The organism is Vibrio sp. D417a, from assembly GCF_030248595.1.
Taxonomy (GTDB): Bacteria; Pseudomonadota; Gammaproteobacteria; order Enterobacterales; family Vibrionaceae; genus Vibrio; species Vibrio alginolyticus.
In genome coordinates, this window is record NZ_JAHGAM010000045.1 from 1 (window position 1) to 24,447 (window position 24,447).

Consider the following 24,447-nt stretch of genomic DNA (forward strand, 5'->3'; position numbering starts at 1 on the left):
TCTGCTTCTGCTTCTGCTTCTGCTTCTGCTTCTGCTTCTGCTTCTGCTTCTGCTTCTGCTTCTGCTGGGGCAGCCTCTGATTGTTTCTCTTCTTCTTCAAGTTCTGGTGTTGCTTCCGCTTGCTCAGCAACCGCTTCGGTTTGCTGCTCTTCAGAAGGCGCTTCCACTGCTTCTTCTTTTACTGTTTCTTCAGTTTTTGGTTTTGGGCTTTGTTCTTCGTCACCAAAACCTAGCCACGAAAGTAATCCGCGCTTCTTTTTTTCCGTCATCTGGGGCTATCCTAGATTGTTCTTTTATCTATTAATGACTCTTTTTTGACAAGATTATTATCTGTCTAAAAAAGGCTAATGACAAAGTTCTGAAAACTTTCCGATTAGGTAATTCTAATCTTATTAGTGTTACACTCTGTCATCTTGAATATTCTGGGCTGTATCCAAGCTCCAAGCTCATTGCTTGGGCGATTAGATATAGTATCACTTTATTAGCGGTCAAAAAATCTATGGTAAGACGTCGCCAGCAAAACTCATCACAAAAAAAGCCAACAACGGGCTTTGTTCGCATTATTAGTGGCTTATGGAGAGGCAGAAAACTTCCTGTACACGATGCTGAAGGCTTACGCCCCACGACAGATCGCGTCAAAGAAACGCTGTTTAACTGGTTAGCTCAAGATGTACCACAGGCAAAATGTCTCGACTTGTTTGCTGGCTCTGGCGGCTTGGGATTTGAGTCAGCTTCGCGCCAAGCAGAGCAAGTGACCATGGTTGAGCTAAACCCACAAGCTTTCCAACAGTTACAAAAGAATGTTGCCTCTCTTAACGCGAACAACATCCAAGTGGTAAATACCGACGCACTGAGTTTTTTGAAGCAACCGGGTTCTGCTCACCATGTGGTGTTTATTGACCCACCGTTTCGCAAAGGTCTATTGGATGAGACCGTGGCTCTGCTAGAACAAAATGGCTGGCTCGCGGAAGATGCGATGATTTATATTGAAACAGAAAAAGAACTCAATATTGCCGACTTACCAGAAAACTGGCAATTACATCGAGAAAAAACAGCAGGCCAAGTGAGCTATCGTCTGTACGAACGTACCTCCGCATAACGCCTCGATTTAAAAGGATACTTAAATGAAAGCACTAATTATGCTGGCCAAAGCGGCTATCGCCTTTGTTTGGTTAGTATTAATCCTAAATATTTTTATGCCCTTTCCCGGCAATGCCGCGATTGCGCTATACATCATGACCGCTTTTTTGTTCATCATGCACGGTTTACAAATGGCCATCTTCATTGGTGCATTTGGCGACAAAATAAAAATGAGCAGTTGGGAAAAATATTCAATCCTGATTTTTGGTATTTTTGCCCTACTCGATATTCGTCGTAAACACATGATGTAATCGCTCAGATACGAAAAAGCCGCTCTTGTGAGCGGCTTTTTTTCTGCGTTTCGTTCGTCACCCAATGTAACTTTTTACACCATCCAAGAACATTTGAGTGGAGATCATCACCAGTAACAAGCCCATTAAGCGTTCTACCGCCTTCAAGCCACGTTCACCCAACAAGCGATTAAAGAAGCCATAAAACATCAGTATAAAAAATGTTGCGCCCCACGCAATTACGACTGATGCTGACATTTCCAACATTTTCTCTGGATGTTGCGAAGACAGTAAAAGCAAGGCTGCAATCACTGAAGGGCCCGCGATCATAGGAATGGCCATCGGAACAATAAAGGGCTCCTCGCCTGCTGCCAGTCCAGTAATGCTGCCAGCACTCGGGAAAATCATCTTAATCGCAATAATGAAGAGAATAATGCCACCTGAAATGCTGAGCGTTTCTGGCTGGACATGCAAAAAACTTAAGATGCTTTGTCCTGCAAACAGAAATAGCATCAAGATCAGTAAGGCAAACAGTAGTTCACGAATCAATACCTTACGACGACGCTTGGGATCGATATGTTTGAGAATAGACAACACAATCGGCAAGTTACCGAGAGGGTCCATGATTAGAAACAGCATGGTCGCTGCAGAAAGAATGTCCATATTCTGGCCTCACCTAAAAAATGGCGGCCAGTGTATAGCAAACTGACAACATGAGTATATGACTGAGGGGCGAACACACCATATTCACCCTCGATCTTAGCCGCCGTTTAGTGATTGCAAACTCGCGCCATATTGACCACAAACTTACCTTCAAGCTCACGAATTTTGTCGCGCTTGAGCAAAAATGCTAGTAATGCATCTAAGTCTAGATCATTCAGTTTACAGGTGTGAAAGCGAACGCTAGCGCCAAAGTGCTGTGTGAGGGCTTCGCGATCCATTGGTGTTTCTCTAAGTAGGTTTAGCAGCTCGTGAGCATGGATTTCACTCATTATTGACTCCAGTTATCAAGAACAATGCGTTCAGTTTACTGAAATCCTCAAGAGCTGCTTTGACTTAAATTAGTAAATGATTGAGGCAACAATGAGGGCATGAGCAAAAAAGTAACTACCACTCACCCACAAATAGGCGTGTTTCATCGGTTTTCGATAACCGTGTATCGCGTATGCCAGCGCCGAATAGATGAGAACTAAGGTTCCGCTAAAGCCGATAGCATTGGCGTAACTCGGCACTTGTAACCAAACTTCACCGGCTGCCCAAGCAAGTTGAACCAGCATCATCCCCATGATCACAACAGGGAATACCAGAGAGTCGAGTTGAGGTAGCAACAAAAAGAACGCCACGATACTCGCTGCAAGCAACAGGGCCAACAGCCACCAGACAATCTCACCATTAAGCTGCACCCAAAATGACTTGCTGTAGCATACCTGGGCAACCAGATAAGCCGTAAAATAGATTAGCTTACGAGTTTTAAACGAGTGCAGCGTATCTGCCACCATAGACACAATAAGCCCACCCGCAATCCAGTAGGTATATGTTGCGGATGCACCTTGAGTTAACACCAACACAAGAAGAAGTAGCAGAGTAAAGATTTTAAACACGAGGGATTGTGTCGGGTTAGCTTGCTTTGCTCCCAACACGGAATACACACCTGATAGCCCTATCGCCAGCCAACTCCACATGCAGTATACACCTTTTACTTAAACTCGCCGCTAGTCTAGGTAGACCAGTTTTGATGTAAAGACACAATCTACGAAAGTTGGATCTCGCTAGCGATTCGAAACATTTTGTAACCCTCAGCCTACGTAATAATAAAGCCGATGAGCCTGAATGATGCCACTAAACATTGGGGCCAAGCTTTGCTCATCAGCCGAACCCATCAAATCACACGACACAATAACCAGCGCTTTCTAAAACTATTTAACTGAAAAACAGATAAGTGCTCCAGGTAAGCCGCCATTTCACAAACTGACGATTAAACCACCAGGATGTATGTAATGCAGGCAACAAGAATAAATAACAGACACAAAATAGAAAATAGTCTTAGTAGCGCTCTAAGAGAGGAGGAACTACTGATGATTAGGGGTAAAAACTAAGAAAACTGACCTTAATTCAGTAAAAAAAAACATCAGACAAGAAAAGTAAGTCAATGATAAATAAAATCATAATTTCAATAACAGATAAAAGTGCGGACTTCATAAACCATAAAATCACAAAACACTTTTGAAGCCCAGATTTTCTCATAAGGTAAGAAAATCTCACTCCATGCTTTCGATTTGACGATGTAACCTCATAGCACATTTTTTAATTTTCTCAATTTTTGAGAAATACAGACAAAATAAAGACCCAACATACCATTCGAAACAAAAAACAATTACAAAGCCAACCCCACAAACCATTTAACACTATAAAATCAAATAGTTAAAACAACAAAGGATAAAAATAAAACAATGTGAACACTTTAAATACAGGACAAAAAACATAGTTTCATTAGTCAGAATCACGTAAAACCAGACAAGTTAAGTGTGGTTTTTGAAAAGATTAACGAGCATATGTTGATCAAACCCCAAAAACAGTGCTATATTAAATTCATCGAGTTCATCAAAGATTAAGGGGTAGTGTTATGATTTCATCTTCTCAAAAACAAGGGCTGGTTATGATTGCAGTGGTTGTGGGTTTAATGACACTGCCAATGATGTACTAACCCAATGATTTAAAATAAAAAAGGACGCAAATGCGTCCTTTTTTATTTATCTGTATAGCTCTACTGAATGTGCTTAGACAAAATATCCCAGTGCATATAGTAGAAACCAAGAGCGGCCAGCGTAATCAACGTCATTAGCAAAATTGCTGTACGCCAAATAAAGCGAGAGCTTCTTGGTGTCAGCTCTTTTTCACAAGCATCACATGCCGCCATAAAGCCTTTACGATCATCCAGCTTGTAATCGTCTTCGTGCACCACTTTATTACGCACTGTCGCGATGAATCGAAGCTTTGCTATCACGTCATGCGGTAAACGTTCTTCACAACTATTAATAAGTTGGTGCAACCCTTTCCCTTCTGCATGGTACTGAGTACGCAAAAGTTTTTCGATCGTTCGGGTACGCATGACTACTTTTTCAATATCTGACATCGTAACCCTCCTTACCAGACCCTTCCTATGTTCATTATTTTTATTCTTCTATAAATTTAGAGCTTTTTCGAGCCGTTAAGTGCAATTTTACTTTCAATTTGTGCCCTTGAGCGCATATAGCCAGACAAGTGAAAGCTGCTTAGTTCAGCTTTAGTGACGTAGCTTGCAGATGAAGCAACGATTTCATCGTGCATCATTAAGATAAATCGTGAAGTGCGCCGAATAATCTCCATATCCCTTTCATTAGATTATGAATAAGTTACCTCAACTCATCGTTTCGTCAGCGAGTTCTGTAGAATGGGACCCGATAAAACATTGGAGGTTAATATGCCAATCTCACTTATTGTCGCCCTATTCGCCCTTATTGCCTTGGGCGCGTGGGTGTTTTTCCGTTTTTATAGTAAGCACTATGTGGGCGAAGACGCTCCAGAGCAAAGCGCGCAGGTAACGGTTTTAGATAAACAAGCGATAGACATACCAAACGCACCACCAGGTCAAGACGATCAAGAGTATTGGATTTACGTTCAACGTGGTTCTATCGGTCCAAAGCGTGAATTCCAAATTGGAGTGCATTACTACCATGCACTCAACCCTGGAGATAAGGGAACACTGACCTATCGCGGCAACAAGTTCCTTCACTTCGCTATCAAACGTTAAGGCAGTAACCAACGAGTCTTGGCAGAACGAGAAAAGAGATAGCTCATCGCCAAGGCTCCAGCTCCACTTAGAACGATCCAGACTGGAATCACCCACGCAGGATGTCCTGTGTACCAACCGAACTCTTTCATCGGCCATAAGAAAATAGGGTGAAGTAAGTAAATCCCCAAGCTGTGCTGACTGATCACACTGACCACTTTTTGTACTTTTGGTGATAAGCCTTCACCAAAGTAACGCCCGATCATAAAAATCATCGAAGCCGCTAGAATCACATTCAGTGTTTTATAAGAGAGCCAGCGCCCAACCGTATACTTCTCCGCCTCTAAGCTATTTGTCACAACCATCGTAAAGGTCACTGCCAACGCCACGAGTCCTAGCCCAACAAATAAGGTCACCATAGAGCGATTCGAAGGTACCTTTTGAAATAAAACATACCCCAGTGGAAGGTAACCCATATAAAGCCACATCTGATTACTCCAAGGGCCATCAATCTTGAACAAGAACAGTGTGCTGGTGAAAAGCCAAAATGCGAGATAGGTATACAAGACGTTGTCATCCACGTTGCGTACCATCCATTGAAACAGCGGAATCACAAAATACAGTGGTATAAAGTAATAGAAAAAGCCGAGATGGTAATACGTTGCGTGGAATGGGCTATTGCTTAATACCTCTTTTACGGTTTCAAAATCAAAGCCTTGAGAAGTCCAACCTGAAAGGTATGCATAAAACATCGACCAAATAAGAAATGGAACTAAAACTTTGCCCAAACGCCTTTTGATATAATACTTACCGTCAAATGGTCGAGTGTCACTGAGCATTAGCGCTCCGGTGATCAAAATAAAAACTGGCACTGCCCAGCGGGTTACGCTATTCACGCCTACCGCTGTCAGCCATTGGTCAAATGGAATCACTCCTAACTCATTTCGATACGGTGCCAAGACGTGAATGGCGATCACTGCTACCGCTGCGAAGCAGCGCAATAAATCAAAAAACAGAACCCTTTCTCTCATACCTTTCCCTACTTTGAGTCGCTTATCGTTTATAGCATAGGGTAAATCTCAACCAGTGAAATGGTTAACAATCTGTTTTTGCTTATTTTTAACTCAACAATGACCTACAACGGGGATTTCATCACCACTCTAATCACTTAACGAGAACCAAAAACCAAGCATCAGTATTCACTCTCGATGCCAAACCGACACAATCTGATTACAGCAAACGGCGCATAAGAAACAAAAATGGCTCCGATTTGGAGCCATTTATACCATCGACAGATAGCGATACTGGGGATAGTTACGCAGTAGCAACATCAGCTTTTGGCAACTTAATTGAAATCAGCGTCGTCAGTGCCAAGAAAGCAAAAGAAACCCATAAGCACGCTGCAAGACCAGCCTCTTGGTAGATCCAACCCGATAATACCGTGCCAATCAAGCGTCCCATCGCATTGGCCATGTAATAAAAACCAACATCCAACGAGACGCCATCGCCTTTAGCGTAGCTCACTATCAAGTACGAGTGCAGCGAAGAGTTAATGGCAAACACAGCGCCAAAAATCATCAAACCTACCACAATCACCAATTCAGGCTGCCAACCGATTTGCACACCATAAGCAATACCAGCCGTAATTAACGCTAGGACTCCTGCCCACACCAATGCTGCACTACCATCAGGCACACGACCTTGCGCTTTGCCAGTAATACGCGGCGCAAAGCCTTGCACAAACCCATAAGCAATGACCCACGTAGCGAGAAAGCTACCAACCCACAAGTGATCCCAGCCAAACACGCTACCAAGATAAATAGGCAGAGCAACGACAAACCACACATCACGAGCACCAAACAAGAACATGCGTGCTGCGGATAAAATGTTTATCGATTCAGACTTGGAGAATATTTGGCGAAACTTAGGTTTACTCTTAGCTTTACCCATGTCCGCTTCTAGCCAGATCATGCTGCAAACAAACACTAATGTAAGTACACCCGCCATAATAAACATCGAGTTTTGAAAACCCACCCAAGATAGCAGCAAGCCACCAACAAAAAAGCCCGCTCCTTTGAGTGCATTCTTCGAGCCAGTTAAAATCGCTACCCATTTGTAGAGCGCCCCTTGCTGCTCGTCTGGTACTAGCGTTTTAATCGCGCTCTTAGCACTCATTTTGTTCAGATCTTTGGCAATCCCCGACAGAGCTTGCGCTGCCATCACCCAAGGAATGGTCAGCCATGCATTTGGTACTGCGAGCATCAACAACGCAAACACTTGCATCGCTAAACCAATGTTCATGGTTTTATTAAGGCCTAACCTTGCGCCCAGCCAACCACCAACCAGGTTTGTCACCACACCAAAAAATTCATAGAAAAGGAACAGTGAGGCAATAGCTAACGTGGAATAACCTAAGTCATGAAAATAGAGCACCACTAGCATACGCAGTGCGCCATCGGTCACCGTAAAGTTCCAATAGTTAAACGTCACTAACATGTACTGACGAATACTTTTGCTTAATTGAGAAATCATATTGACCTCATATGTACAGCGATAGAAGCATTTAGATCATCATGTTCTAAATGCTTCCTAACCTGTACAGCAACATTGACCAATACAATGTTACTGTGATTTTCAAAAAATGCCCCAACATCAATAAAAAGCAAAATACATTTTAAAAACAATTGATTAGTTAATGTTAATGGCATTTTTTGTAAACAGTCGTATCCTGAAGAAGCTCGAATTTAGCTTTTGGATCATAATGAACCAAAAGCTATTTAAGCTGATCAAGTGTCTTGAGCCACGCGTTCGATGTACTCAACTTGCACAGGTTTTGTAAATGCACCAGGGCGCAATGCCTGCACTTCTCGCACGATATCTTCTAACTGCCATTCCTTTTCTAGGAGTAGGTGAGCAGCGAACAAACCTGTGCGCCCCGAACCACCCATGCAATGCATCGCAACTTTGCCACCTTGAGCAAGAATCGCGTGCAGTTCCGGACTGGCTTGTTGCCACTTCGTCGCAAATTCTTCATCTGGTGCGCAGTCGTCTTCAATCTCGATCTGGAACCATTTCATACCCAGTTGCTGAGTGGCTTCACCCAATGCAGAGACATTCTTCGCAGCTAATTCACTATCATCTAATGCAGTAACGACCGCTTGAACACCCTGCTCTTTCAACTGTTCTAACGACGCATGCAAATCGACACCTTTCGTTCCTGGGCACGGTGTTAAGATTAAAGCACCGGAGTCCAAATCTAATTGCCATGTAGGATGAGACATTGTGACCCCCTTTTTAAGCCAAACCAACGTTACGAACCAGCTCTGCTGTGCGCGTTGCATAACCCATTTCGTTATCGTACCAAGCGTAAATCTTAACCATACGAGAACCCACAACCATGGTTGATTGCGCATCAACGATGGTTGAACGTTGGTCGCCTTTATAATCGATAGAAACTAAAGGACGCTCTTCGAAGCCAAGGATGCCTTTCAAATCACCTTCAGATGCTTCTTTTAACAGTGCATTCACTTCTTCTGCTGTGGTATCACGCTTCACATCAAAAATGATGTCTGTTAACGATGCGTTTGCTAGAGGTACGCGAACCGCATGACCATTAATTTTGTCTTTTAATTCTGGGAAAATTTCGACAATCGCCTTCGCGCTACCCGTCGTGGTCGGGATAAGGCTCATGCCGCATGCTCTTGCACGGCGTAGATCTTTGTGTGGCGCATCTAAAATAGTTTGCGTATTCGTCAGGTCGTGAATGGTCGTAAAAGAAGATTGTTCGATACCCAATTTCTCATGAATGACTTTAACCACAGGTGCGATACAGTTAGTCGTACACGAAGCTGCTGTCACGATACGATGTTTTTCAGGGTCGAAAATATGGTCGTTCACGCCCACCACAATGTTCGCGATACCTTCTTCTTTCACAGGTGCGCTTACCACGACACGTTTTACGCCTTGCTCTAGGTATTTATTTAGGAATGATGTTTTGCGATGTACGCCTGTCGCTTCAATCACAACATCACAATCAGACCAGTTCACCGCATCGATATCGCGTTGTTGAGTCGTGGCGACACGCTTGCCGTTGATGACGAGCTCACTGCCTTCGACCTGAACTCCATGATGCCAACGACCTTGTACTGAATCGAATTCTAATAAGTGACCAAGCGTAGCGGCGTCACCTGCGACATCGTTGATTAACACAAACTCCAATTCTGGCCAATCAAATGCCGCTCGCAGCGCTAAGCGACCAATTCGGCCAAAGCCATTAATTCCTACTTTAATTGTCATAGTTTTACCCTCTAATCTTCTACCTTGAATCTCTATTCGCTGTTAACAGCAAGCCTCACGACTTTTATCGTGTAAGCGTGTGATGTCGTCTTGGTATTCCTGCTTCAAACAGTTTGATGCCACTAAGTCTTCAATTAACTTTCGCATCCAACCTGGTAATTGCTGTGATAACTCGTAATACACCCATTGCCCTTGGCGTTTATCCACCAAGATGCCACTGGATCGTAACTGAGCAAGATGACGAGAAACTTTCGGCTGGCTCTCTTGCAGAGCAAACGCCAAATCACCAACGCAAGTTTCACCTTCACGGGCCACGAGCATTAAACAACGTACGCGTGTTTCATCGGATAACAGCTTAAAAAACTGATGTGGAAGCATAATGAACATACCTATATATGGATATGCGTATATGTTTATTTAATTAAGGTATATCGTCAAGAGGAAACCGTCCATCGTCATAAAAGTTTCACATCTAACGAACAGCTTGATTGTAAAGAGAGAGATTCAAAGAGATAAAAGATAAGACCAGAAATTATGCAGTCGCGATGCTTTGACTCCAGCGAACCGCTTCACCTAAGGAGAGCTTCACTTCCTCTAAAGGCAACCCCAATTGCATCGTGATTTTTTCAACCCCCGACCAATCGGCACGCTCGTAGCACTCTTCGAGGGAAATAAGTGCACCATAAACCCCTTTGCGATGTAATAGCGCTTGTTGTACTGAATGACTAAGCGGTAACTGCCTAACTAAAGATTCCACCGAAAGATCCAGCAACGCATCTAGAATCGACAGCAAACCAACCATGAAACCTTGTTCGTTGAGGTGAGAGAATGGCTGATAGCGCGACATCAATTGGCAAAATTGAGCTCGTTGCAATGAAAGGTGATACAGCTCTCGAGGCTTGTTACTGGAGATATACGATGCCACAACCAAAGAGACAAACTGCTTAAGGTTATCCTGGCCAAGATAAATCAATGCCTGACGAAAAGAGCTGATTTCGACAGCCAAATTCGGCGCTTGCGTATTTACAAAACGCAATAATTTATACGACAACGCGACATCTTGCGTAATGATGGACTCGATACGAGTAAAGTCAGGCTCAGGAGCACAAACTTCACGAAACAGTTGCAATGCCAACACTTGCTCAGGACTGACGTATTTAGTCTGCGAGACGAGTGGCTTGCTAAAAAAATAACCTTGGAAAAATTTAAAGCCAGCCGCTTTCGCTTGCTCAAACTCTTCTGCGGTTTCAACACGTTCTGCTAAAAAGTGGTATTTGACGCGTTTGGCAAGGTGTGTTTTGACCAGTTCACAGGCCTTTTCGAGCCCCATCGCCATAATGTCGAGCTTCACAATATGCACATATGGCAAAAAACGACGCCATTCTGGTGTTAGGGTGAAGTCATCCAAAGCGATCAAGTAACCTTCTCGATAAAACTCACGAATCGCATCAAGAAGCTCATCCGTAGGTTGGCACGTTTCCAACACTTCGATGACAATTTTGTTTTTCGGCAAACTGCGCGGCAAACGTCGCACCAAGCTTTGATGAGGAAAGTTAATAAAGCATCTTGAAGAGGCAATCACTGGGTTAGTACCCAGTGATAGGAAGTTTTCGACGATCAGTCGGTATGTCGCTCGATTTGAATCAATATGTGAAGGGTATGCGTTACTCTCCCCGTCTCGAAACAACAATTCATAACCCAGCGTCTGTCTTTTTCGGTTAAAGATCGGCTGGCGAGCGACATACGTTGTATTCATGCTAAAGAAGGACCTATAAATGGCTTATGACTTTGCAGCTGCTAATAATGCACCACAACCCATGAACATTGAACCGAATACTTTGTTTATTTTTCCCATGATTTTATCGGAGCGAATAAAACGTCCCATTTGTGCTGCCAAGCTCGTGTAACCCAACATTACACACGCATCAATCACGACCGTAGTGACGCCAAGCACCAACAGTTGCGTGATTTGGTCTTTTGCCGGGTCAATAAACTGCGGGAACAACGCCACCAGAAAAACAATCGATTTAGGGTTGGTGAGGTTAATCAACACTGCCTTGTACAACAGCGCCGTGCCTGACATCTCGTTGTGGTTTTCAGCTGCGACTAAGCTTGATGTGTCGCGCCATTTCTGAACCCCCAGCCAAACCAGATAAGCGGCACCAACCCATTTAATGACAGAAAATGCGGTTGCTGACTGCGCGACAAGCGCACCAATACCCGCCCCCACCAGCGCGATGTGGATAACTAAACCAATTTGTAAGCCAATAATGGCACCCAGTGATTTACGGGTACCGTAACTCAAACCATTACTGATTGAGTTCACCGTGCCAGAGCCCGGAGCCAAACTAAAAACGATTGCTGTTACTACATAAGCTAACCAGACATGGGTATCCATTGCATTTCCTCACTAATTCTTCGATGATACATCGCGTAAACAACGTATCTTCAGGTAATCAACTAATGGCGACTAACCATTCACCTTTGACTTATACTCAAGAGACATTATTTGAGCAAGCAATTGGTGGTCCGATCGCAGCACTTTGGCAAACTCGCCAAGAGGGCTTTGTTAAAGGGACTGAGAAAAAGAACATTTACTGGTGCAAGCTAACCAACCCAGAGCATAAAAAAGCCGTGCTCATCGTAAATGGACGCATTGAGTCTTCCTGGAAATACCAAGAGCTGTTTTACGATCTCTACCGCCAAGGTTTCGATGTCTATTCCTTTGACCACCGCGGACAAGGTTTATCAGATCGTTTATTATCTGACTCAGATATGGGCCACGTCTATGACTTTACTGATTATATTGATGATATGGACATCGTCGTAAAAAAACACGACCTTAGCGAATATCAACAATGCTTCATCATCGCGCACTCTATGGGCGGCGCGATCGCCACACGTTACCTGCAAACTCACCCAGAACACCCTTTTACTGGTTTGATTCTAAGTGCGCCCATGTTTGGCATTAACCTGCCATGGTACCTATCACCAATAGCGATTCCGGTCACACAAATTATGTCAGCGGTATCGACTTTGCCACGCTATGCACCAGGACATCAGGCCTACTTCCCTAAGCCCTTTGAAGATAACCCACTTAGCCAAAGTTACGGCCGCTACCAATGGTTCCGAAACCTATATACGGAAAAACCGGAACTGCAAGTCGGTGGGCCAAGCACTCGCTGGGTTTGGCAAGGGCTCATGGCCGCTAAGCAGTGCTTTTTATTAACTCGCCAAGTCAAAATACCAGTCATCCTAATCCAAGCCGGAAACGATCGGATTGTTAGCAATCTCGCGCAAAAGCGTTTTATTGATAAATTGCGGAAAACCAACCCGCACGCGGAGCTGCTTTCTATCGAAGGCGCACAGCATGAAATCTTGTTCGAGACCGACAAGTATCGTAATCAAGCGCTCGATGCGATTTTCCGCTTTATGAATAACCCTAAATCGCCATCAAACGAACAAGCACAATAAGAACTCTAGGCGACCATTTCACGACTAAGATTAAAGAGGAAATGTCTACACATCGATTTACCCTCTTTTTCATCCTCATTTTGGCGTACACTGCTTGAACTTGGCTACTTTGACACTGTGTTTAACCGCATAGTGCTATGAGCCCAAGTTCCCCCGCATTCGGAGCAGTACGATCTAGTCAGTCTGCTGTACTCCGTTTGCAATTCACCTGTTCCACACTATCCAAACCGTTTACGAGGACTTCATGAGCACATCGCTACCTTGCAAAGAGATCACTAAAATCGTTGCCTCTGATCTGGATGGCACGTTACTCGCACCAAACCATCAGCTCAGTGCTTACTCAAAAGAGACGCTAAAAGCGCTGCATGAAAAGGGTTATACCTTTGTCTTTGCAACCGGCCGTCACCACGTAGACGTTGCGAGCATCCGTCGCCAAGTTGGCATTCCAGCTTATATGATCACGTCGAACGGTGCCCGAGTACATGACCAGGAAGATCAGCTAATGTACAGCGAGAATGTTCCTGCTGAACTGGTACAAGGCGTGATCGACACGATCAAACATGATCAAGAAATACTTATTCACATGTATCAAAATGATAGCTGGTTGATGAACAAGGATGATGAAACGTTACGTGACTTCCACGATGAATTCACTTACGTCTTATTTGATGAAGACCAAGCCCCAACTGACGGTATTGCGAAAGTTTTCTTCACGCATCCAGGAGAAGACCACGAACGTTTGGTCGTATTTGAAAACAAATTACGTGAGCAGTTTGGTGATAAGCTGAACATCGCATTTTCAACGCCTTGGTGTTTGGAAGTAATGAGCGCTGGCGTGTCTAAAGGCCATGCTCTTGAAGCGGTAGCGAAAAAACTCGACCTCACGTTAGAAAACTGCGTAGCATTTGGTGATGGCATGAATGACGTAGAAATGCTGTCGATGGCAGGTAAAGGGCTAGTTATGGGTACATCACACGAAAAAGTGATGAAAGCTCTACCAAATAATGAAGTGATTGGCAGCAATGCGGAAGATGCGGTTGCACACTACCTACAAGAACACTTGCTGTAAGCTTCGATACTCCAAATAATGAAGGGCTGCACATTCGCAGCCCTTTTCTTTTATCGCTGACTTGGCAGCTTCTCTTTGCCAAGAATCGCGTCCCATTCTTCTTCTGTCACGGGCATAATCGACAAGCGATTTCCACGTTTCACCAACGGCATGTTCTCAAGTTCTGGCATCGCTTTCATCACCGACAACGGAATCACTCGCGCCGTTTTACGTACAAACTCTACATCCACCATAATCCAACGCGGGTTGTCTGGGTCTGACTTTGGATCGTAATAATCGCTTTCGGGATCGAATTGGAAATGATCGGGATAGGCTTCTCTCACAACTTTAGCAATACCTGCCACGCCAACATGTTTACAAGAAGAGTGGTAAATCAGGACTAAATCGCCCACCTTCACTTGGTCACGCATCATATTGCGCGCCTGATAATTACGAACTCCCTCCCAACATGAAACCTTTTGGGTTCGAAGCGTGTCAATAGAAAAGGTATCTGGTTCAGTTTTAAATAACCAATATGCCATAATGCCATCCGATGCCGATTGAGTAACAATAATGAGGAAGATATAACATGAAGGCTTTGAAAAACCCAGTGGCGCTTGCCACCCTGCTGGTTCTGCAAGCATGTAGTTCACAGTCGCCACAATCTGGTGCCGCTGACCTAACCTCTCCACCAGCAACCTTAGATAAGCCTGAAACCATTCAACCTCAAACTTTTATGCTGCGCGGAAAAGTGATCGTCGGTCACGAGAGCCAATACATCATGCCTTGTGGCAGCGACAAGCAATATTGGTTGCAACTATCACCACAGCAAATGCAACGAGCAATTCAGTTAAATAACGAGCCTTACCAGACTATGTATGGCGAGGTTATCGGCCACCTCAACCCACCGGGCATCGATGGGTTTTCTGCTGATTTCGATGCTAACTTTGTCGTGGAACAAGTGAACTTCCTCACAACGGAAAACCCAAACCGTTGTCAGCAACCAAACAAACCAACTCGCGTGTTTGGTAATGAGCCTTCTTGGTCGGCAAGCTTTGAGGCTAATGGACTAACATTCCAGCAAATCGGCAAACAAACCACAAAATTAGCGATTAACAGCAGTCAGCTTCAACCTCGCCAGCGCACTTATCAACTGCAAGGTGGTGAGCTTCGCTTAACAGAAAACCTCTGCTCAGACACAATGAGCGATTCTTTGTATGGCTGGAAAGCAACACTAAAACATGATGGCGAGACGTATCAAGGTTGTGGTATGGCTGCAAACGTCGATGCAACGCTTGGCTGGGCTAATACCTATGTCGCGACCTCAACCCAATCACAAGGCTTTGAAGTACAAATGACCTTAAACCCAGACCACAGCGCCACAACAAAATACCGTTACGCCAATGGACAAGCACCATTAATCGAGCGTGGTTACTGGCAACAGTTAAGTCCGTCTCAGGTTCAAGTTGTCATGACGCATCATCAACAGCAAAGGCTAATGTCAGAGCGACTGTTTACTCGAGAAGGCAATCAGCTCAAAGCGACCAAAGAAAAAGTCGGTAACTTGGTCTACCCAATCGCCGATGGTGGTTTAGTCCTTTATCCTGCCACCGTTCGTGATGAAGGCATCATGCAACCAGCCGAAAAACGCACCAACAACCCCATCGGTAGTGCTGACGTACCTTCTAGTGCAGAGTTTGATTCAAAAGTAGATGCCGCGGTGCGCAACTACTTCTTTATCCATCAAACCAACCCCAACAATAACCAATACCGTTGGCTAACTTACGACCTCAACAGCGATGGTAACGAAGAGCTATTGGTACAGTTGGATTGGTGTGGTTCCGGTGGCTGTACATTGCTAATATTTGAACATCACGAAAAGGAATGGCGCTTTAATAGCCGCATTACACTAGTGCAAAGCCCGATTATGCTCGGCCAACAAACCTCTCATGGTTGGCGAGATCTGATTTTTAATGTCAGCGGTGGCGGAGCTAAAGCGGCTCAACACGTGATGCAATACACTGGGGTTAGCTACCCACTCAACCCAAGCATGGCGCCAACGGCAACGCCGAACCAAGTCAGTGGCGTGCGTCTGTTCTCTGATGGGATAAGCCCGGTGCGAGAAGGAGTTCGTCTGTAATGTCACAACCGTGTCCAACCTGCGGTTTTCAATTCAATTGTATGTGCTCGCTAATGCCGAAACTTAACAGTGAGCACAACATCCTGCTGTTAATGCATCCGAATGAACTGAAGCGTGATACTAATACCGGCCAGCTACTAGAGCAGTGCCAACTCAGCATTGAGCGAGTAATCTGGGATCGCAAACAGCCACCAGCAGAATTGCTCACTCTATTAGCTGATCCGTCGCGGTATCCGGTGTTGCTCTTCCCCTGTGAAGAAAGTATCACACTCGAACATGTGGTACTCCAAAGCCAGCAACAAACCAAAACTCCGCTGTTTATTATTTTAGATGCCACCTGGCAAGAGGCGCGCAAGATGATCAATAAGAGCCGTTGGTTAGAAGGTATCCCTACTATGGGATTGTCTGCGTCGGCGGACTCACAATATCAGCTGCGACGCAACCAACAACAAGGTAATTTGTGTACGTTTGAAGTCGCTGCACATTTGCTCGGGCAACTTGGAGAACAAAACAACCAACAACAAATGCAGCGCTTTTTTGCCCATTACCTCGCTCTGTTCCAAGCTGAAAAGAGTGGACACGCTCTTAAGCGTTAACCATTAAGCTCAGTAGAAGAACCAAACAAAAAACGCAGCCTACGCTGCGTTTTTTACGACAAGAAGTTTCACGTGAAACATCATTAAAACAGTCGAGTCGGCTCGCCAAGATAGTAACCCTGCAAATAATCCACCCCCATGTCTTGTGCGATGGTACACACCTCCTGATTGTGGACAAACTCCGCCACCGTCTCCGCGTTAAACACCTGGCACAAACGCACCAACTGGGAAGCGATCTTGCGCTGTTTTAAGTCTTTATCAATATCACGAATCAAGCTGCCATCGAGCTTTATGACTTCTGGCTCCAACTTCAGGATTTCATCGATATTCGAATAGCCGGACCCAAAGTCATCAACAATGATACGCGCCCCTAAGCTTCTAAAATGACTGCACACTTCTATCATTCGGCCGTAGTCTTTGATCTGCTCAGATTCCAGCACTTCTAAACCAATTCGCCTTGGGTCATTTAGCTGGCTAATTTCATGCTCTAAAAGCATTAAAGTTTTATCACTGAGCAAATCTTGCGGCGATAAGTTTATAGAAAAGTCACCTTGCTTATCTCGCATATAATGCAACGTAGAATGAATCATGTGCCGACTTAGCCGAGTGTAAAGATGCGTATCAGAGATAATTGGCAGAAAACGCCCTGGCGCAATCACCGTTCCATCGGCTTCCAGAATACGAACCAAACATTCTTGGCTTGCCAATTTGTGGCTACCCGCATGCACAATGGGTTGGCTATAAGTGATGATGTTCTGTTTGAGAATGGCTCTACTGACGCAACTTAGCCATCCAAGTTGCTCTTTACGCACATCCTCACTGACTTCAATATCTTTCGCATTACAGATATGGGTATTACTGCGTACACCGGAGCGCCTCGCTTCGATGCCTTTGAGTAAGAGCTCATCTACTGAAGCGGATGGAAAATCTCGACGACTCACTAAGCCGCCGCATAGCGAGATAGAAAGATAATCTATTTCACGTAGGCCAATTGGCTCAAAATTAGTTTGTTCTACCGCGTCAGCAAAACGCGCAAAGTGCTGTTTGATGGTCTCGCTGCTTTGATCAGCTTTAAATATGAACGCCCATTCACCAACCCCAATACTATAAAGCTGCAAAGCCGTTGGCATGCCGAAACGCTTTCGTAGTCGATTCGTAAAGTGCATTGAGAGATCTTTGAGTAATTGATCTCCCACTCGGTAGCCGTATTTTTCGTTGATATGACTAAAGTTAAGTAGCTTTAGAGTCAACAAATGCTCATCCAAATCGATGTTACTCAGCCGCTCTTGCAATGCGACCCGGTTTTGTAACCCCGTACGACTGTCGCGTCGATAGCTTTCTTGTAACTTGCGCGTTTGGCGATCGAGTTGATATCCCATATGCGCGTTCATATGGTTGAGATCGCCGATCGCATTTCGAATCAAGCTAAACAACGGTGAAATAGAGGAGCTAACGGGCGACTTAGGCAAGTTCAATGTTTGCACTTCGTCTCCCTCTCGCATCGCTAAATACGTCAGGCTGTGATGAAGAATTTCGGGCTGACCAATACCACCATGCAGTTCCCCCATACAGTAACTACCAAACGTCGTCGCAATATCTTTGAAGGCTTGGACTTCGTCGCTGCTGTCAATAAAGTCTAACCGTGACGCGCAGTTAAAAATCATCACGACTTCAGGTTGGTGCATGGCTAACTCAACCACACCATGCCGCACTTGCTCGAGCGTTAACGAGGGATGGTTATAGCAAAATTGCACTTCGTCACCAAGACACCAGGGCCTGTCGAAGCTCATACTACCATCAGCGTGTAGCTCCGTTACCGTACAAACTTCCTTTCGCCCTAAGCTTTCTCGATACAATGGAAAGCTGAGCAGTTGACTCAGCGTCACGTCATGGCCATCCGCCAAGTAACGCTTGTATACGTCCAGCGCTTTCTTCTCTCCTAAACAATACAAGCGCGTTCCTTTTGCATGAGTGACTTTGTGTGGCATGCCAATCGGGTTCCATTCCGAATACGCATCAGTCCATAGCTTCAAAGTATCACTGTGCAAAGCTACGGCAACCACAGCGTTATCGTAAACTCGGTTTTGATATAGCACCCAGCAGCCATCGTCAATACTCTGCGCCAACCCTCCAGAAATCACGACTTCTTCACTGGCGAAGGTTTGAAACAAGGGATAGTCACGTCGTTCAATTTGCACAGCAAAGCTGAGGATCACCTGTGAATTATGCTGCATTAGAAGAGAGCGCTTGAGCTCCCCGCCATCAATGTCAGGGGAGTAAGAGTATGTTTGTACCGCAGAAGTCAGGGTGGTTTGCTCAAATTCAATCACACTCACTAGGCAACCAGAGGTAAATATCTCCCCTTCCAGAATCACATTACGCGTACTATGCCCCATAACATGAGCATTCGGCAGCGACGACAAAACGGCGTCTGCAAGTGTGGTCGTAATTTCGCGCGATTGCGTCGACAATATTTGTACTAAATATTGTTTATCTGAGGAAGTCGGAAAAGTGACTAAAAAGTCATTCAGTTGACTGACATCGTGAACCAGTTTTGAAAAAGCTCGCATGGACCTACCACTGCCGTAACACTATCTTCACCACGACGTGTGGCGTTACTATTTTTATTTAATAGAGAATAATTTACGTGGCTTTGCGCTGCTTTTCTAGACACAAAATGAGATTAGAATGGATTAATGCGAAAGCAATTAAAAAAGTGTGAGTAACGGCTGCAAACTATTGATTTCAATATCAGGTAAAGTACGTGTTTTTGAATGGTTAATGACATTTTTATTCATATCATTAAACCAACAGGCTGCAAAACCAGCCAACTTTGCACCATGCACATCCGTGGTTAGATGATCACCGACATGCAGAATATTCTCCGCAGGAGTATCCAAGAATCGCTTCGCTTTAGTAAACATATCGGTTGCGGGTTTCGCCAATCCATCTGGTCCGGCTTTAAGTACCTGTTGGAAATAAGGCGCAAGACCGATGCGGTCTAAATCCACATTACCGTTGGTGATTGCCACCAACGGGATGTGCTGCGCGAGTTCCTCCAGTACATCGAGGCTTTGCTGCGGCACTTCAAAACGGTTACGCCAGTCCAACGCAACGTCTACTGCGGCTTTCGCGGCGGCATGTGCTGCGTCTTCGTCGTAGCCTACTTGGGAGAAGGCTTGCTGAAGTTGCACTAAACGCCATAAAGTGACATCGCTCTTCAGCTCGGGTTGTTGCTGCACAACACGCTGCTTGAGAGCAAACCAATCCGCTTTATTCATATGGGCAACCGCTGGATGATGGTGCTTGAGCCAAGATAGCAACTCACGCTCCATGCGAACTATCACAGGATAGTTGTCGTAGAGGGTATCATCTAGGTCAAAGGTCATTGCCTTAATAGGCTCGATACGGCGATAAAATTTCATACTTCGGCTCACTCCCCGTTCTTTTTACGTGCGCGTGGGTGGGCTTGGTCGTAGGCTTGCGCCAAATGTTGGAAATCCAAGTGCGTGTAGATTTGGGTCGTCGAAATGTTCTCGTGCCCTAAAAGCTCCTGCACCGCACGTAAGTTATTGCTTGATTCGAGCATATGTGTCGCAAATGAGTGACGCAGTTTATGCGGACTAATATGGCTTGCGACAGACTGTTTCTGCCCCCATTCAGCCATGCGCTTTTGCACGCTACGATGCGAAATACGCGTTCCGAGCTTAGATACAAACAAGGCGGGCTCACCTGGAGCGGCTAAATCACCACGAACGCGTAGCCACTTCCCAACCCACTCGGTTGCCATCCCAGAGAACGGCACTTTACGTTCTTTATCGCCTTTACCAATAACACGAAGCTCACCACTACGCAGTTGTACGTCACGTACATCCACACCCACCAACTCAGCCAAACGTAAACCGGCGCCGTACATCAGCTCCATCATGGCGCGATCGCGCACAGCCAGCGGGTCGTCCTCGTTGACTTCAAGTAATTGGCTCACTTCGTCAACATCGAGGTTTTTGGGCAACGGGCGTTTTTTGCGAGGTGCTGAAACCCCTTTGGCTGGGTTAGCCGACATCTCGCCACGCAGAATAAGGAAATCGAAAAAGCTACGCAGCGATGAGAGGCGCGTTGCCAAACTGCTGGCTTTCATGCCTTCTCGCATGCCCTTACCTGCTAATTGGCGCACCCAACCAGCATCCACTTGAGACCAATCTTTGAGCCCCATTTCAGCTAGGTGCTGCGCCATTGTTTCTAGCTGCTGTTTGTAATTGCGCTGAGTATGTAGGCTAAGCCCCTTTTCGCTTCGTAAGAATTCATAGAAGCGCTCAAGAGGCTTTTGCAGACTATTTGGCAGAGGAGTGTTGGGAGTTGTCGTCATCGTAACTTTGCCATACCAGTGTTTGAGCGAGATGTGCCACTACTAATGATAGGTGACGCAAAAACAAGGTATCCATATCTGGCTGAAAATGGCCGCCATCTTCACTAGAAAAAGCAAGCACGCCCAGAGTTTGCTGTTTCACGAGCGGCAGTACCACATAGGACCCCATTTCCGGCACTTCCATGTTGCCAAACAAAGCTTCACGATCCACTTTGCGAAGACGTCCTAAGTACGCATCTTTGCCATTTAAGTGAGTGGTCGCAAAGCGTTGATAACTTTCCTTACTCAATTGAATCGATGCGTCGCATTGACTAAACAATCGAACAAACGCACGTAAGCCCAATGTTTTGGCTTTCTCTTCGATAGAATGAATGACTTGTTTAAAGTCACCACACTTTAGAATCTGCCCCTGCAAATCCATAAATTCGTAAAAGGTGCGATCATTGTTCGCCGCAAGCGACATTAGTGTAGTGATCTCTTCCTCTAACTCTTCAATGCGCTGACGTTGGCGATTCATTTGGATGTGTACCAAAGATACCGCGCCTAAGTCTGAGTGTGGGAAAGATAAACGATCCACAAGCTCCGGACGTTGCACAAAAAAGTCTGGATGATCTTTGAGGTACTCTGCCACTACTTCAGCCGTTAAGGCATCTGCTTCTACTTGAGACAAACCGTTTCCTTTTTCTTCAACTAGCAAGATAATTGACCATCAAATACATGCGTTGTAGGTCCGGTCATAAACAACGGCTTGCCAGGGCCTTGCCATGCAATTCGCAATTCACCACCAGGTAGAGAAACCTTAACGTTTTCATCCAACAAGCCCTGCAGAATCCCAACCGCGACTGCCGCGCATGCACCACTACCACAAGCTTGTGTCTCTCCTGCGCCTCGCTCGTAAACTCGAAGACGAATATGGTCACGACTCATCACCTGCATAAAGCCAGCGTTGACGCGCTCTGGGAAACGCTCATGCGACTCGAGCAGCGGACCGAGAGTTTCCACTTCTGCCGTATCCACATCGTCGACCACGGTCACTACGTGCGGGTTACCCATGCTCACAGCACCACAAAACAAGGTATTGTCGCCTGCTCGCATGATGTAAGTTTTCTCTTTTTGCTTCGCTTTGAAAGGAATTTTGTTCGGTTCAAACTCTGGCACGCCCATGTTGACCGTCACTTCCCCATCATCTTCGATGTTGAGAATCATCTTTCCTTTCTTGGTGCTCACGCTGATGCTGTATTTATTGGTCAGCCCCTTCAAGCGAACAAAGCGGGCAAAACAGCGTGCACCGTTACCACACTGTTCAACTTCACTACCATCGGCATTAAAAATCCGATAATGGAAGTCGGTTTCAGGGTCGTAAGGGGCCTCTACCACAAGCAATTGGTCAAAACCAACGCCAGTATGACGATCCGCCAAGCGGCGGATCAGGTCTTGCGAGAAAAACACGTTCTGGGTAATACAGTCGACGACCATGAAGTCGTTGCCCAAACCGTGCATTTTGGAAAAGTGGAAATGCATTTGTTGTGTGTTACTCCGGTAGAATCTGTTCCAGCTGCCACAAACTGGTCAGCTCCTCACGCTGGCGAACTAAGTGGCTTTGTTTACCGTCCACCATCACTTCTGCCGCTCGGGTACGAGTATTGTAGTTCGAAGACATCACAAAACCATAGGCACCTGCTGAACGAACCGCGAGTAGATCACCTTCTTGCAAAACGAGTGCGCGATCTTTACCCAAGAAGTCGCCGGTTTCACAAATAGGACCAACCAAGTCGTAAGTCTGAGCTTCACCCTTTCGCGGTGAAACTGGCACAATATCTTGCCATGCTTGGTATAGCGCAGGACGCATCAAGTCGTTCATTGCAGCGTCGATAATCGCAAAGTTTTTATGCTCAGTATGTTTTAAAAACTCAACACGCGTTAGCAAGATACCTGCGTTCGCAGCAATTGCACGGCCTGGCTCAAAGATCAGCTCCAAGTCTTGGTGATTTTCAAGACGGCCTAGTAACGCTTTGGCGTAATCAGAAGGCTGAGGTGGTAATTCATCACGATAGACCACACCCAAACCGCCGCCGACATCAAGGTGACGAATGTTAATGCCTTGTGCTTTTAAATCATCAATCAGGGCCAATAAACGGTCTGTCGCGTCGATAAATGGGTCTATATTGGTCAGCTGAGAACCAATGTGGCAGTCGATGCCTTGCACATTCAAGTTCGGCAGGCTTTGCGCGAATTTATAAACATCTGGCGCACGATCAAACGCAATGCCGAATTTATTGTCGCGAAGACCAGTCGAAATGTAAGGGTGTGTTTTCGCGTCGACATCTGGATTGATACGCAGAGAAATTGGCGCAATCACACCAAGCTCACCCGCAACCTTGTTCAAACGTTCTAGCTCTGGCTCAGATTCAACGTTGAAACATTTGATACCTAGCTCAAGAGCGCGCTTCATCTCTGCCGGTGTTTTACCAACACCAGAGAAAACGACTTTTTTCGGATCACCGCCTGCGGCAATCACACGCTCAAGTTCACCACCCGACACGATGTCAAAACCCGATCCCAAACGCGCTAGCGTGTTCAATACGCCTAAGTTTGAGTTGGCTTTCACCGCGTAGCAAACCAGGTGAGGATGCTGACCCACAGCACTATCAAACGCCTTCCAATGGCGCTCTAGCGTGGCTCGAGAATATACGTAAAGAGGAGTGCCATATTGCTCTGCAAGAGCTTGAAGTGGGACGTCTTCGGCCCAAAGCTGGCCATCATCCTGATAGTTGAAGTAATCCAAAATTCGCTTCCCTTATTTTATTCGACTGCTGAACCCTAATTTCACCCTAAGGTGCGGTTATTTATTGTGATTGCTCATTCTGTTGAGTGTCATCTGGAATGTATAGTGAGCCAGACTGACCACACCCCGCTAAGGTCGCGGCAACCATCACAAACAACACAGTAACTAATTTTTTCATTTCGCATATCGTGATTATTGAATCAATGCCCCCTATAATCGCACCACACTCAGGAAAAGCAATAGGATAGACGGATGAACGATACTGAATTTCATCAACTGGTGGATGCGCAGATGCAAATCATCGAAGAATCCATCGATGATTCAGGCGCAGACATTGATTACGAAGTCACTGGCAACGTAATGACATTGGAATTTGAAGACCGCAGCCAAATCATCATTAATCGCCAAGAGCCGATGCATGAGATCTGGCTAGCGTCCAAATCTGGTGGTTTCCACTTCAAACTTATTGAAGGTAAATGGACCTGCTCAAAAACGGGTATGGAGCTATTTGAAATGGTGAAGCAAGAATGTGAAAAGCACGCGGGCGAAGCCATTGATTGGGCATAATTCTGGTCAATCGTCACCAAAACAAAAAGAGCACCG

At 45.4% G+C, this 24,447-nt stretch carries 27 protein-coding genes and 2 pseudogenes; 8 read left to right on the top strand and 21 right to left on the bottom strand.

The genetic code is table 11. The annotated features are described in order from the left end of the window. A pseudogene (locus KI742_RS22685) lies at positions 1 to 269 on the bottom strand (signal recognition particle-docking protein FtsY); the annotation flags it as partial. Between the two features lie 230 nt (positions 270 to 499). Between KI742_RS22685 and rsmD the strand changes: the two are divergent. Next, positions 500 to 1,099 (top strand): 16S rRNA (guanine(966)-N(2))-methyltransferase RsmD, encoded by a 600-nt coding sequence (rsmD, locus tag KI742_RS22690; protein WP_005378702.1) that lies wholly within the window; start codon positions 500 to 502, stop codon positions 1,097 to 1,099. Between the two features lie 25 nt (positions 1,100 to 1,124). Next, positions 1,125 to 1,391, top strand: coding sequence for a DUF1145 domain-containing protein (locus KI742_RS22695; protein ID WP_005378704.1), 267 nt, complete (start codon positions 1,125 to 1,127; stop codon positions 1,389 to 1,391). A gap of 57 nt (positions 1,392 to 1,448) precedes the next feature. On the opposite strand, the gene KI742_RS22700 is transcribed toward KI742_RS22695, so the two are convergent. From KI742_RS22700 to KI742_RS22720, 5 genes are all read right to left on the bottom strand, one after another. After that, entirely contained in the window at positions 1,449 to 2,033 is a 585-nt protein-coding gene (locus tag KI742_RS22700; protein WP_005389671.1) for a YhgN family NAAT transporter, read from the bottom strand. A gap of 107 nt (positions 2,034 to 2,140) precedes the next feature. Then, on the bottom strand, positions 2,141 to 2,362 hold the full coding sequence (locus KI742_RS22705) for a YecH family metal-binding protein (protein WP_005378711.1): 222 nt from the start codon (positions 2,360 to 2,362) through the stop codon (positions 2,141 to 2,143). A 69-nt stretch (positions 2,363 to 2,431) separates the two neighbouring features. Continuing rightward, positions 2,432 to 3,052, bottom strand: coding sequence for a lysoplasmalogenase (locus KI742_RS22710; RefSeq protein ID WP_005389670.1), 621 nt, complete (start codon positions 3,050 to 3,052; stop codon positions 2,432 to 2,434). Positions 3,053 to 4,134: 1,082 nt separating this feature from the next. Then, the gene (locus tag KI742_RS22715) at positions 4,135 to 4,503 is read right to left on the bottom strand and encodes a hypothetical protein (protein WP_005378717.1); all 369 of its coding nucleotides are present in this window, start codon (positions 4,501 to 4,503) and stop codon (positions 4,135 to 4,137) included. A gap of 56 nt (positions 4,504 to 4,559) precedes the next feature. Next, complete coding sequence (locus KI742_RS22720) at positions 4,560 to 4,736, bottom strand: hypothetical protein (protein ID WP_167415536.1); 177 nt, start codon at positions 4,734 to 4,736, stop codon at positions 4,560 to 4,562. Between the two features lie 94 nt (positions 4,737 to 4,830). Here KI742_RS22720 and KI742_RS22725 point away from each other — a divergent pair, with 94 nt between their 5' ends. Then, positions 4,831 to 5,160 carry a DUF2500 domain-containing protein gene (locus KI742_RS22725; RefSeq protein ID WP_005389668.1) on the top strand — a complete coding sequence of 110 codons (330 nt, stop codon included), beginning with the start codon at positions 4,831 to 4,833 and terminating at the stop codon, positions 5,158 to 5,160. Here KI742_RS22725 and KI742_RS22730 read toward each other — a convergent pair. The 7 genes from KI742_RS22730 to rhtB form a co-directional block, all read right to left on the bottom strand. After that, positions 5,157 to 6,170 carry an acyltransferase gene (locus KI742_RS22730; RefSeq protein ID WP_213901871.1) on the bottom strand — a complete coding sequence of 338 codons (1,014 nt, stop codon included), beginning with the start codon at positions 6,168 to 6,170 and terminating at the stop codon, positions 5,157 to 5,159. The two genes, KI742_RS22725 and KI742_RS22730, sit on opposite strands and share 4 nt — an antisense overlap. A 283-nt stretch (positions 6,171 to 6,453) precedes the next feature. Then, entirely contained in the window at positions 6,454 to 7,671 is a 1,218-nt protein-coding gene (gene arsJ, locus KI742_RS22735; protein WP_017636081.1) for an organoarsenical effux MFS transporter ArsJ, read from the bottom strand. A gap of 254 nt (positions 7,672 to 7,925) precedes the next feature. Continuing rightward, positions 7,926 to 8,420 carry a cyclin-dependent kinase inhibitor 3 family protein gene (locus KI742_RS22740; protein ID WP_047103991.1) on the bottom strand — a complete coding sequence of 165 codons (495 nt, stop codon included), beginning with the start codon at positions 8,418 to 8,420 and terminating at the stop codon, positions 7,926 to 7,928. A 13-nt stretch (positions 8,421 to 8,433) separates the two neighbouring features. Then, a complete protein-coding gene (locus tag KI742_RS22745) occupies positions 8,434 to 9,435 on the bottom strand; it encodes an ArsJ-associated glyceraldehyde-3-phosphate dehydrogenase (RefSeq protein WP_005383630.1) in 1,002 nt (333 codons plus the stop codon). 42 nt (positions 9,436 to 9,477) lie between these two features. Continuing rightward, entirely contained in the window at positions 9,478 to 9,813 is a 336-nt protein-coding gene (locus KI742_RS22750; RefSeq protein ID WP_005378730.1) for a metalloregulator ArsR/SmtB family transcription factor, read from the bottom strand. Between the two features lie 154 nt (positions 9,814 to 9,967). Then, positions 9,968 to 11,191 (bottom strand): EAL and HDOD domain-containing protein, encoded by a 1,224-nt coding sequence (locus tag KI742_RS22755; protein ID WP_053304474.1) that lies wholly within the window; start codon positions 11,189 to 11,191, stop codon positions 9,968 to 9,970. A gap of 24 nt (positions 11,192 to 11,215) precedes the next feature. Beyond that, a complete protein-coding gene (gene rhtB / locus KI742_RS22760; RefSeq protein ID WP_054729573.1) occupies positions 11,216 to 11,833 on the bottom strand; it encodes a homoserine/homoserine lactone efflux protein in 618 nt (205 codons plus the stop codon). Positions 11,834 to 11,898: 65 nt separating this feature from the next. On the opposite strand from rhtB, the gene KI742_RS22765 reads away from it, so the two are divergent. Next, complete coding sequence (locus KI742_RS22765; protein ID WP_213973545.1) at positions 11,899 to 12,909, top strand: alpha/beta fold hydrolase; 1,011 nt, start codon at positions 11,899 to 11,901, stop codon at positions 12,907 to 12,909. Positions 12,910 to 13,153: 244 nt separating this feature from the next. Continuing rightward, positions 13,154 to 13,978, top strand: coding sequence for a Cof-type HAD-IIB family hydrolase (locus tag KI742_RS22770; RefSeq protein WP_005378734.1), 825 nt, complete (start codon positions 13,154 to 13,156; stop codon positions 13,976 to 13,978). 50 nt (positions 13,979 to 14,028) lie between these two features. Here the strand turns inward: KI742_RS22770 and KI742_RS22775 are convergent, their stop codons facing one another. Continuing rightward, entirely contained in the window at positions 14,029 to 14,499 is a 471-nt protein-coding gene (locus KI742_RS22775; protein ID WP_005378735.1) for an EVE domain-containing protein, read from the bottom strand. A gap of 47 nt (positions 14,500 to 14,546) precedes the next feature. Here KI742_RS22775 and KI742_RS22780 point away from each other — a divergent pair, with 47 nt between their 5' ends. Then, entirely contained in the window at positions 14,547 to 16,097 is a 1,551-nt protein-coding gene (locus tag KI742_RS22780; RefSeq protein ID WP_262650342.1) for a COG3650 family protein, read from the top strand. Then, positions 16,097 to 16,693, top strand: a complete 597-nt coding sequence (locus KI742_RS22785; RefSeq protein ID WP_031780839.1) for a tRNA-uridine aminocarboxypropyltransferase — start codon at positions 16,097 to 16,099, stop codon at positions 16,691 to 16,693. The genes KI742_RS22780 and KI742_RS22785 overlap by 1 nt, the downstream gene beginning before the upstream one ends. An 83-nt stretch (positions 16,694 to 16,776) precedes the next feature. Here KI742_RS22785 and KI742_RS22790 read toward each other — a convergent pair whose 3' ends face one another. From KI742_RS22790 to KI742_RS22820, 7 genes and pseudogenes are all read right to left on the bottom strand, one after another. Next, positions 16,777 to 19,263 carry an EAL domain-containing protein gene (locus tag KI742_RS22790; RefSeq protein WP_054577268.1) on the bottom strand — a complete coding sequence of 829 codons (2,487 nt, stop codon included), beginning with the start codon at positions 19,261 to 19,263 and terminating at the stop codon, positions 16,777 to 16,779. A 138-nt stretch (positions 19,264 to 19,401) separates the two neighbouring features. Continuing rightward, positions 19,402 to 20,118 (bottom strand): 5-amino-6-(5-phospho-D-ribitylamino)uracil phosphatase YigB, encoded by a 717-nt coding sequence (yigB, locus tag KI742_RS22795; RefSeq protein ID WP_213916226.1) that lies wholly within the window; start codon positions 20,116 to 20,118, stop codon positions 19,402 to 19,404. A gap of 8 nt (positions 20,119 to 20,126) precedes the next feature. After that, a complete protein-coding gene (xerC, locus tag KI742_RS22800) occupies positions 20,127 to 21,059 on the bottom strand; it encodes a tyrosine recombinase XerC (protein ID WP_005378742.1) in 933 nt (310 codons plus the stop codon). Continuing rightward, positions 21,025 to 21,756 carry a DUF484 family protein gene (locus KI742_RS22805; RefSeq protein ID WP_025768160.1) on the bottom strand — a complete coding sequence of 244 codons (732 nt, stop codon included), beginning with the start codon at positions 21,754 to 21,756 and terminating at the stop codon, positions 21,025 to 21,027. The genes xerC and KI742_RS22805 overlap by 35 nt, the downstream gene beginning before the upstream one ends. Further along, positions 21,750 to 22,580 (bottom strand): diaminopimelate epimerase, encoded by an 831-nt coding sequence (gene dapF, locus KI742_RS22810; RefSeq protein ID WP_005378744.1) that lies wholly within the window; start codon positions 22,578 to 22,580, stop codon positions 21,750 to 21,752. The genes KI742_RS22805 and dapF overlap by 7 nt, the downstream gene beginning before the upstream one ends. Before the next feature lie 10 nt (positions 22,581 to 22,590). Further along, positions 22,591 to 23,844, bottom strand: coding sequence for a diaminopimelate decarboxylase (lysA, locus tag KI742_RS22815; protein ID WP_005378745.1), 1,254 nt, complete (start codon positions 23,842 to 23,844; stop codon positions 22,591 to 22,593). Between the two features lie 61 nt (positions 23,845 to 23,905). Next, positions 23,906 to 24,117 (bottom strand): annotated as a pseudogene (locus KI742_RS22820) (lipoprotein). Between KI742_RS22820 and cyaY the strand changes: the two are divergent. Beyond that, on the top strand, positions 24,097 to 24,411 hold the full coding sequence (gene cyaY, locus KI742_RS22825) for an iron donor protein CyaY (RefSeq protein ID WP_005383391.1): 315 nt from the start codon (positions 24,097 to 24,099) through the stop codon (positions 24,409 to 24,411). The pseudogene KI742_RS22820 and the gene cyaY sit on opposite strands and share 21 nt — an antisense overlap. Positions 24,412 to 24,447 lie beyond the last annotated feature (36 nt).